This window comes from Streptomyces sp. NPDC048275 (assembly GCF_040652275.1).
In the GTDB taxonomy this organism is placed as follows: Bacteria; Actinomycetota; Actinomycetes; order Streptomycetales; family Streptomycetaceae; genus Streptomyces.
Genome location: NZ_JBEZLR010000070.1, coordinates 44932 through 52308 on the forward strand (window position 1 = coordinate 44932; position 7377 = coordinate 52308).

Below are 7377 nucleotides of genomic sequence, written 5' to 3' on the forward strand. Positions count from 1 at the left end.
CTCTCTCAGGTACCGAACATGCGAACGCTGCTGCACAAGTGCTGGTACCCCGTGAAGTCCTCCCCAGTCACCTCTGGGCTCCCGCGGCTCACGCACGGCGCCGCGTCGGAGTCAGTACTCCGGGGAGGTGGCGGACAGCTCCGGGGCACTGGTGGACGACGAGGGCGCGGCAGTCGTACCGGGCGATACGGAGCTGGGCGACACCGCCGACTCCGGTGCGCTGGTCGGAGGCGCGGAGGACGAGGGCTGCGAGCGTGATGACGAGGGCGAAGGTGAAGGCGAGTGGGGAGAGTAGGGAGAGGAAGACGAAGAGGGTGACGGGGACGACGGTGGCGCCGAGGACTCCGCAGACGGGGACGAGGGTTCCGGAGACGAGGACGGCCGCGCCGGAGACGAGGGCGGTGGCGCAGACGAGGACGGCCGCGCCGGAGACGACGAGGACCGTGGCGGCGAGGACGGCGGAGAGCTCACTGCGGGGGACGAGACGCTCGCGGTCGGGGCCGGCTGACGCGTCGGGGGATGCGTCTTCTCATCGCGGTGGCCGCCACTGTCGCCCCGGTGGCGGGCGACCCATTCCTTGTCGTCGGGGTCGTAGATGACGAAGACGTCGATGATTGTCTTCGCGGGCGAGACGACCACGACGTTCTGCGGCCGGAACGAGGACCAGGTGTCGCCCGTCCGCCTGGGCGTGGCCTGCTGCGCGACCGGTGGCAGCAGCGGGTTTCCGCAGTCGCAGCGCACCCGCGGCACACCACGGCCGTCGACGAGGACGGCGGTGCCCGCCTGGAGGATCGCCTGATAGCCGTGAGAAGCGCCGTCTCGGTATCCGTGGTTGGTGACGCGTGTGTCCATACGCAGTTGTACGGCGGTGAGCGAGCGCAGATAGGCGGGGACCGCGGCGGCCTGGATGCCGTGCGTGGACGCGAAGGCCTTGATCTTCGTCGGGGTCGCCTGGAGCGCCTTGATCTGTCTCTCCACGTCGCAACTGGCGACATTGCGGGTGCCGCTGAAAAGGCCGGGGGCGGAACCGTACACACCCGACGCATCGGCGGACGCCGGGGCACTCGCCGATGGTGTCACCGGTGCGGCGGAGCTGTCGTTCGCAGTCGACTCGGTGAACGGGTCGGGGCCCGGTTTGCCCGCGGCCTCGAGGAGAACCTCGGCGCCGGCCGAGGACGTACCGTCGGAACGGGCGAGGACGAGGCCCAGGACCACCGCGGCCACCGTGACGCCGGATATCAGCGCGAGGCGGGGCGCCGACTTCCACCACGGGTGGTCGGGGCCCTTGCCGGTTCCCTCACCGGGGCCGACCGGGCCGCCAGGCCCGGACGGTCCCCCCGTACCACCACCGTCATCGCCGCCGTCTCCGTCTCCGCCGCCCCCGGCACCGCGACCGCCGGACTCATCGCTCGGCGGCTCCGAGGGTGTACGGACGCTCGGCTGCGTCCGATCGTCCCTGGTCGGGCCTGACAGCGGGCCCGCGGGCGGTCCCGGGGGGCGGCCGGCGTCCGGCGGTTCGATGCTCACGGGCTCTTCTTCCAGGCGTAGGGATAACACGGCACTTCAACCGATTTACGCCGTTTGATTCCACAATCAGCCCATTGTGTGCTCCGATCCGGTACTGGCCGCAAGCTGACGCGGTCGGCCGCCCCGACGGGCGCGAGGCCGTGGCGCTGCTTAGCGTGACAACGTGAGCCCCCAGACACCGTCCGCCCAGGCCGTCGCCCCTCCCGTCGGGCGGACGGTCGCACGCCACGGTTGGGTCCAGGCCCTCGTGACGGTGCTGGCCGGGCTGATCGTCATGCTCGTGGTCGCCGCCCTGGGGCTGTGGGGGGCCGGTGGCGCCGACCTGCCCGACAACGCCTTCCCGCGTGTCGTCGCGGCCACCGTCGTGACCGCGGTCGGCGGCACGATCGAGTTCGCGGGCGACGCCGGAGTGATCGCCGACACCCAGGCGGGCCTGACGGTGATTCCCCTGTCGGTCACGCTCGCCGGGGCGCTCGTCATCGCCACCGGATTCCTGCGGCCGCTACGGCACCGGGCGGTCGCGGGCGCCTCCGAATGGGCCGGGTGGGCCGCCCGGATCGCCGTCCTGTGGCTGCCGGCCCTTCTCGGAATCGCGCTCTGCTCGCGCCAGGACTTCAAGATCTCCCTCGGAGACGGGACGATCGGCGACATCGGCGACCTGCTGGGCGCCGAGCCGACGGTCGGCTTCCGGACCGATCTGCCGTCGACGCTGGTCCTCGGGGTGCTGTGGCTCGCGGGCGTGCTCGTCCTCGCCCTGCTGGTCTCGCGCGGGGCCCCGCTGCCGACCCGGATGCTGCGCTTCCAGGAGTCGGTGCGGCCGGCCGCCTTCGCCATGGTGGTGCTCCTGCTCGCCTACGTCGCCGTGGGCGTGGTCGTCGCGCTGGTGGTGGCCGCGACGCGCGGGCACATCCCCGAGACCTTCGCGGTGATCTTCCTCGGGCTCCCCAACCTCGTCTGGCTCGCCCTCACGATCGGCATGGGCGCCACCTGGACCGGGCGAGTGGACGGGCCTTTCGCTTTGCCGATGCCGCACATCCTCGACGAGGTGCTGCGCGCCCCTGACGTCTCCACGCTCAATCTGCGCACCCTTGCCCGGTTCGACGGAAAGGTGTGGTGGCTGCTGGTCGTCGACGCCCTGCTGCTCCTGGGCGCCGCCTTCCTCCTGGCCGCCCGCTCGCCGGCCCGGATGCGTACCTGGCAGCACGCCGTGCACATGGCGATCGCGCTGGCACTCACCGTGCTCATGATCTGCCTGGTCGGCAGGGTCTCCGTACACTACGGCCTCTCGCTCCTCGGCGTCGGCGACGTCGGCGGCGGCCTCAAGGGGGAGCTCCTCCTGAAACCGAAGCTCTGGACCGCACTCGGGTTCGCCGTGCTGTGGGGGCTGGCCACCGGGTTTCTGGGCGGTCTGCTGGCGAAGAGCGTTCACCACAGGGGCGAGATCGGGGCCGGACAGCCGTCCGGATAGCCATCAGCGGTCATCGGACTCGTCCGGCACCCGCGGGACGAGACGCGTCGGTTCACTGTCGTCCGGTTCGTGTACGGCGTCAGGTCCTCGTACGGCGTCAGATTCCGGTACGGCATCCGGGTCCGGTACGGCATCCGGTTCTTGTTCGAGCGTGTCCGGCCCCCGGCTCACGACCGGATCCGCATCGACCGCATAGGTGCTCAGCGCCGTCCCGTCGCAGTACACCCATCGCTCGCGCTCGGCGTCGTACAGCCAGAGGGACTCGCCGTCGACGACCAGGCCGATCCGCCGGCCCTGGGTAAGGCTCCGGAAGGACCCCCCGTCGATACGCCCGGCCGAGCGGTCTTCCACCGCGCTCCGATATCGGCTGAGCACCTCCTCGGCACGGGCCAGGAGCGGGCGGGGATCGGCCGTACGGATGGCTGCGCCGCCCGCCTCGGGCGGCGACTGCGGTACGGCGACCAGCAGTCGGCCGTCGACCCAGGCCGACCACCCGTTGGCGCACACGATCCTCCCCCAGTCGCCGAGTCGTTCGACGAGCTGAACCGGGAGCAGCGCGTCCAGCGGCACGGTGGGACGGGACGGGTCCGGGGCCTCCCAGGCGGGCAGGCCGTCCCCCGGGACGACATGCGTCGGGCGGAAGCCTGGAATCGTCACCTGGGCGGAGTCGGGAGTCGTCATCGCGCCTACTTCCGCATGAGGGCGGGTTCGCGGCGTCGCAGCAGCCGGGCCACCGCGTAGCCGAAGACGACCGAGAGCACGACCAGCATGCCCACGTTGAGCAGCCACACTCCGGTCGAGTGCCTGAACAGTGGTTCCGCGGTCAGATCCCCGGGGACGATACGGGCCAGTCCGATGGTCCCGGCCATCGCGCCCAGGGCCCAGCGCGAGGGGACGAGCCAGGACAGCTGCTCGATGCCGGGCAATCCGTTCAGCTTCAACAGCGCGCCGCAGAAGACCACTTGGATGATGGCGAGCAATACCAGCAGCGGCATGGTGACCTCCTCCTTACGCACCAGGGCGGACACGAGGAGGCCGAGCATCATCGCCGTGAAGGCGAGCAGGGCCACGGCCACCGTGATCTCCACGAGCGGCGGCATGAGGACGCCCTTCCCCCGGGGTGCGTTGAGGTCGACGCCGGACAGGGCGACAAGGGTGAGGACGACCGCCTGGAGCATGGTGACGGTGCCGAGGACCACGACCTTCGACATCAGGTACGCCGATCGGGACAGGCCGACGGCCCGCTCGCGCTGGTAGATCACCCGCTCCTTGACCAGTTCGCGCACGGCGTTGGCCGCGCCCGTCAGGACCCCACCGACGCACAGGATGAGCAGCGCGTTCATCGCCGTCTCCCGGGTCAGCCTGCTTCCGGCCAGCGCGCGGGCCATCACGCCCATCACGAACGGCAGCACGACGATGACGGCGAGGAAGGTCCGGTCGGCGCTGAGCGCGGCCGCGTAGCGGCGGACCAGCGTGCTGACCTGCGCGCCCCAGCTCTGGGCCTTGGGCGGCGGTCCGACGGCCTCGGCCGCGAGGACGTGCGGCAGATGCGGCTGCTCGCTGGACTTGTCGACGTACTGCCGGTGGAACGGCGAGTCCCGGTATTCTCCCGCCCAGTCCCGGCCCTGGTCCCGCTCGAAGGCCTCGAAGGCCTCGGGCCACTGCTCGTAGCCGAAGAAGGCGAGGGTGTCATCGGGCGGTCCGTAGTACGCGACCTTGCCGCCCGGTGCGAGCACGAGGAGCCGGTCGCAGACGTCGAGGCTGAGCACGCTGTGGGTGACCACGATGACCGTACGGCCGTCGTCGGCGAGGCCGCGCAGCATGCGCATCACGGAGCGGTCCATACCGGGGTCGAGGCCGGACGTCGGCTCGTCGAGAAACAGCAGCGACGGCTTGGTCAGCAGTTCGAGTGCCACGCTGACGCGCTTGCGCTGGCCGCCCGACAGGCTGCGGATGGGGTGCGCGGTCCGCTGTTCCAGTCCCAGTTCGCCGATCACCTCGTCGACCCGGGCCCGGCGCTCCGACTTCGCGGTGTCCTGCGGGAAGCGCAGCTCGGCGGCGTAGGTGAGGGCCCGGCGTACCGTCAACTGGGTGTGCAGGATGTCGTCCTGCGGCACGAGGCCGATGCGCGTGCGCAGTTCGGCGTAGTCGTGGTAGAGGTCGCGGCCGTCGTACAGGACCCTGCCGTGGTCGGCGGGGCGCTGCCCGGTCAGGGCGTTGAGGAGCGTGGACTTTCCGGCGCCGCTGGGGCCGACGACGGCGAGCAGGCCTTTCCCTCCCAGGGGAAAGGACACCTGGTCGAGGAGCGTTGTGCGGCCGCGGTCGACGGTGACCGTCAAGTCCTGGACATCGAGGGAGACCTCGCCGGTGTCGACGTACTCCTGCAGTTGGTCGCCGACGAGGCAGAACGCGGAGTGGCCGATGCCGACGATGTCACCGGGCGCGACCGGGGCGCGGGCGACGGGCCGGCCATGGAGAAACGTGCCGTTGTGACTGCCGAGGTCGACGATCTCGTACGTCCCGTCCTGGTGGGCCAGCAGCGCGGCGTGGTGCCGGGAGACGGTCAGGTCGTCGACGAGCAGTTCATTGTCGTCGCCACGGCCGATGCGCACGGTGCGGGTGGGCAGCGGTCGTACGGTGGCGGGCTGCCGAAAGGTACCGGTGGCCGAGGGATGTGAGACGGCCGAGGGACGCACCGGCGTCAGGGCGACGAGTACCGCCCGGGGTCCGTCGGACGAACTGCCGAAGCGGATGACACTGCCCGGGCCGACGCCCCACTCGTCGACGCGGCGGCCGTCGGCGTAGGTGCCGTTCGTGCTGTTCTCGTCCTCGAGCCTCCAGTGGCCGGCCGCGGGCCGAAGCACCGCGTGGTGCCACGAGACCCGGACGTCCTCGATGACGATGTCGCTCAGCGGGTCACGCCCGACGTGATAGTCGCGGCTCGGACTCATCACCGTGGAGCCCGTCTCGGTTTCGAGTACGAGTTCGGGCGCACTCGGACCGACCGGCCGCTCTGCCATGCCAGAATTCTAGCTATTCGTCCATATATGCGCCTGATCGAACCGTGAGAAGCCGCGTCCACGACGGGCCGCGACCGAGTTCCGCGAGCGGCGGGCCGTCACGGTCGCCGACCGGCTCCGTCAGGCCGCGGAGGTGCCGAGCGCGGCGGCGGTCCGCTGCATGCGCAGCGCGTCCACGGATTCGGCGAGCAGTTCGTACTCGGTGGTGTCGTCGCTGGTGGCGATGCGGACGAGCTTGCCGGCGGCCAACTCCTCGGCCACCAGCTCCTGCTGGACCGCGTCACCGCACCAGGCCCGCAGCAGGGCCGGCACGTCCGGCACGGTGTTCGCGACCGGCGCGATCGAGTTCGGCGGGAAGGTCGGGTCCTCGGGCTGTGGATCGAGCCGCTCGGCCATCCACGAGGCGCGATCCCGCATCCACCACAGAGCAAGCGCCAGCGTGGGCGCGCGATAGGTCCCCAGGGGGACGCCGACGCGTCGACCTCCGCATATTCCGTATGCGGTGACATGGCACAGGAATTCGTCGTGCACGATCGCTCCCCCATTGCAACGCTCGCTGCCGGCCCGGCCTCGCTTTCCCTGCGGCTCATTTACTGCGTGCGGCTCATCTGTTGTGCATATTGATGTTGCGTAGGCATGGCGGAATCGCCCTACTAATCGAGTATCGCCACCCCTGACACTCTGTCACCATGTCATTCCAGCCAGTCTCCTGGCATATTCACCTCTCAGTTTGGCCGAAAGGCGATCCGCCGCCCTTACCTGGGAGGTAATCGACGCCGTGGGGACGCGGCGGGCATGGTTGCGGTACCGGATCCCAGGGGGCACCCGCACCTCGGAATTCGGTCTCCGACCAGCGCGTACCCCATTTCTCAACGGAGGTTGATCAACCATGTTCGCATCCGACGACCGTTACCGGAATGCCGTCGCCCGTTACTTCGAGGCCTGGAACGCGGGCGAGCGGGACGCGCTCGCCAAGGCGGTCGCCGCCGCCTGGACCGTGGACGGCGCCTACACCGATCCGCTGGCCGATGTCCGCGGGCACGACGAGATCGCGGCCGTGATCGCGGCGGCGCACGAGCAGTTCCCGGGATTCTCCTTCCGCCTCATGGGCGCCGTCGACGGGCACCACGACACAGCCCGCTTCGGCTGGGAACTGGTCAACGACGCGGACGGCTCGGCGCCCGTCGCCGGATTCGACGTGATCACCCTGGACGGCGAGGACCGGATCCGGAGTGTGTACGGGTTCCTGGACCGTGTTCCGGCCTAATACTCCAGCTGTAGATCGTGATCTTGCTGGCCCCGTGCCAGATCTCGGGCCGAACTGATCCCCGTCTCGATTGGTCCGGTCCGATGCGCTTGCTG

Annotated in this window: 6 protein-coding genes; 2 read left to right on the forward strand and 4 right to left on the reverse strand. The window is 70.3% G+C overall.

Going from position 1 to position 7377, the window contains the following annotated elements:
• Positions 1 to 111: 111 nt before the first annotated feature.
• On the reverse strand, positions 112 to 1527 hold the full coding sequence (locus AB0D57_RS32515; protein WP_362081193.1) for a DUF6777 domain-containing protein: 1416 nt from the start codon (positions 1525 to 1527) through the stop codon (positions 112 to 114).
• A 163-nt stretch (positions 1528 to 1690) separates the two neighbouring features.
• Between AB0D57_RS32515 and AB0D57_RS32520 the strand changes: the two genes are divergently transcribed.
• Positions 1691 to 2995: a streptophobe family protein gene (locus AB0D57_RS32520; protein WP_362081196.1), complete on the forward strand. Its 1305-nt coding sequence runs from the start codon at positions 1691 to 1693 to the stop codon at positions 2993 to 2995.
• A gap of 3 nt (positions 2996 to 2998) precedes the next feature.
• On the opposite strand, the gene AB0D57_RS32525 is transcribed toward AB0D57_RS32520, so the two are convergent.
• The 3 genes from AB0D57_RS32525 to AB0D57_RS32535 form a co-directional block, all read right to left on the reverse strand.
• Positions 2999 to 3676 (reverse strand): hypothetical protein, encoded by a 678-nt coding sequence (locus tag AB0D57_RS32525; protein ID WP_362081199.1) that lies wholly within the window; start codon positions 3674 to 3676, stop codon positions 2999 to 3001.
• Positions 3677 to 3681: 5 nt separating this feature from the next.
• The gene (locus AB0D57_RS32530; RefSeq protein WP_362081202.1) at positions 3682 to 6015 is read right to left on the reverse strand and encodes an FHA domain-containing protein; all 2334 of its coding nucleotides are present in this window, start codon (positions 6013 to 6015) and stop codon (positions 3682 to 3684) included.
• Positions 6016 to 6135: 120 nt separating this feature from the next.
• A complete protein-coding gene (locus tag AB0D57_RS32535; RefSeq protein WP_362081205.1) occupies positions 6136 to 6546 on the reverse strand; it encodes a hypothetical protein in 411 nt (136 codons plus the stop codon).
• Positions 6547 to 6904: 358 nt separating this feature from the next.
• Here AB0D57_RS32535 and AB0D57_RS32540 point away from each other — a divergent pair, with 358 nt between their 5' ends.
• Positions 6905 to 7282, forward strand: a complete 378-nt coding sequence (locus tag AB0D57_RS32540) for a nuclear transport factor 2 family protein (protein WP_362081209.1) — start codon at positions 6905 to 6907, stop codon at positions 7280 to 7282.
• Positions 7283 to 7377: the final 95 nt, after the last annotated feature.

Bases quoted from the DNA above. Each gene is read 5' to 3' on its own strand.
- AB0D57_RS32530 (WP_362081202.1), bottom strand. From the start codon at position 6,015: ATGGCAGAGCGGCCGGTCGGTCCGAGTGCGCCCGAACTCGTACTCGAA.
- AB0D57_RS32540 (WP_362081209.1), top strand. From the start codon at position 6,905: ATGTTCGCATCCGACGACCGTTACCGGAATGCCGTCGCCCGTTACTTC.
- AB0D57_RS32525 (WP_362081199.1), bottom strand. From the start codon at position 3,676: ATGACGACTCCCGACTCCGCCCAGGTGACGATTCCAGGCTTCCGCCCG.